Raw genomic sequence first — 254 nt, forward strand, 5'->3', positions numbered from 1 at the left:
CGCCGGCACGGTCGGCGAGCTGATCGCCGAGGGGAAGGTGCGCCACTTCGGGCTCTCCGAGGCGTCGGCCGAGACGATCCGCCGCGCGCACGCCGTACATCCCGTCACCGCGTTGCAGAGCGAATACTCCCTGTGGACCCGCGACCCCGAGGCTGAGATCCTGCCGGTGCTCGCCGAACTCGGCATCGGATTCGTGCCGTTCAGCCCGCTCGGCAAAGGTTTCCTGACCGGCACCGTCGACACCGCGTCCGACT

At 69.7% G+C, this 254-nt stretch carries 1 protein-coding gene; it reads left to right on the top strand.

Annotated features, from left to right (window positions below; all coding sequences use genetic code 11):
* On the top strand, positions 1–254 hold a 254-nt coding region (locus tag L687_RS0120640; RefSeq protein WP_031206661.1), incomplete at both ends, for an aldo/keto reductase.

It is taken from the genome of Microbacterium maritypicum MF109, from assembly GCF_000455825.1.
Lineage (GTDB): Bacteria > Actinomycetota > Actinomycetes > Actinomycetales > Microbacteriaceae > Microbacterium > Microbacterium maritypicum_A.